Source organism: Stenotrophomonas chelatiphaga (assembly GCF_001431535.1).
Lineage (GTDB): Bacteria > Pseudomonadota > Gammaproteobacteria > Xanthomonadales > Xanthomonadaceae > Stenotrophomonas > Stenotrophomonas chelatiphaga.
Window position 1 is genome coordinate 1 of record NZ_LDJK01000100.1, and the last position, 1,318, is coordinate 1,318.

The 1,318-nt window shown below is 62.3% G+C and carries 1 protein-coding gene and 1 pseudogene; both read left to right on the forward strand.

Going from position 1 to position 1,318, the window contains the following annotated elements; genetic code table 11:
- A pseudogene (locus ABB28_RS16760) lies at nucleotides 1–248 on the forward strand (hypothetical protein); the annotation flags it as partial.
- A 717-nt stretch (nucleotides 249–965) separates the two neighbouring features.
- Nucleotides 966–1,318, forward strand: a 353-nt coding sequence (locus ABB28_RS16765) for a hypothetical protein (protein WP_152983503.1), incomplete at its 3' end; no start/stop codon positions are given.

The window sequence follows — 1,318 nt, forward strand, 5'->3', positions numbered from 1 at the left end:
CCAAGGACGAGATCATCGTCTCGGTTCGTACCGATGGAACCGCGAATAATGCGAATGTCGGCGCCAAGCTGACCTTCCAGGATGGCCAGGTCGCCGGTGAGCAGAGCGCCACGCTCAATACCTCCGGTGCCGAGACCACCAATATCAGTTTCAAGAATGCCAATGGCTGGCCGGCGGGCAAGTACCGTGCAGAAGTCATGGTAGATGGCAAGGCGGCCGGAACGCCGCAGGAGTTCGAGGTCAAGTAAGTCCACGCGCTGCCGACTCTCTCCCGGTAGTGGACTCACGATGGACGCAGCCGCGAGGCTGCGTCTTTTTTCTGGGCTTGGTAAAGGCCTGCAGACCTCGCTCGCTCCGACAGGCTTCCGGCACGACGGTTTTCGTTGGATCTGGGCTCCGTAGGCCGGATGGAGCTCGAGGAGGCTGTCATCGCGCGATTTGCGATGTGCGAGCTGGGTACGTCATCGCCTGATGAACTGGCCGCACGCTGGGAGCTGGGTGACCAGGCACGGCGTTGTCTGACCAGATTGCACCAGGACATGCACGCTGGCCGGGGTTCAACAGCGAAGACCCACGCATGCCATCTGCTGCCCGGATCATCGAACAGATCCAGATGTCCAGTAGCCCTTTTATGCGTGGCACGCGCGGAAGAAGAAAGCGCGGTCCTGCCGCTTGCATCAGGCTTGGCTTTCTATATACGCAACGAGCCCTGCCACATGCATTCTTCCAGTCCGCCTGTCCCTGTATCCACGTCCCGCAGCTCTCTGGTATTTCCCGGGCCGCGCTCAGACGCGCCGATTGAAAGAGAGGCGCTACTGCGCCCAGCGGCAGCGGTCAACTCCCCGCTTCCAGCAACCGGCTCAGCGTCTGAAGCGGGATCGCCTGGCTGGGTGTTGCCGTTGTCCTGGCAGTCCCTCGGAGAGGCGACGCGCCACGTACGTCTGGACCAGACTGCAATCGGTCTGATGATCCGCGCAGCCATCGACAGCTGCGGTAATTACCCGCCTGCCAGTGGAGCGGCCAGCGTCGAAGACCCGCCAGCCACTTATGTTGCCAAAAAGATTGCCGACAAGATCGCACAGGTGTCGCGTGCCCACGCAGTTCGGCAGGGCACGCCCGCACGCCTGATCGACAAGGGGTTGCGCAGCCAGATCATGAGCGCTCTGGAGCCGTTGGGCGCCTCCCCTCCTGGAAATCGTATCTTCGAAAGATGCGATCTTCATACCGCGCTTGACACGATCGCGGCGGAAGAGGCCGGCACGTTGCACCGACAGGGCGCCTCGTTGGTGTCGGCGGTCGCCGCCAGCGGCGAACAGCG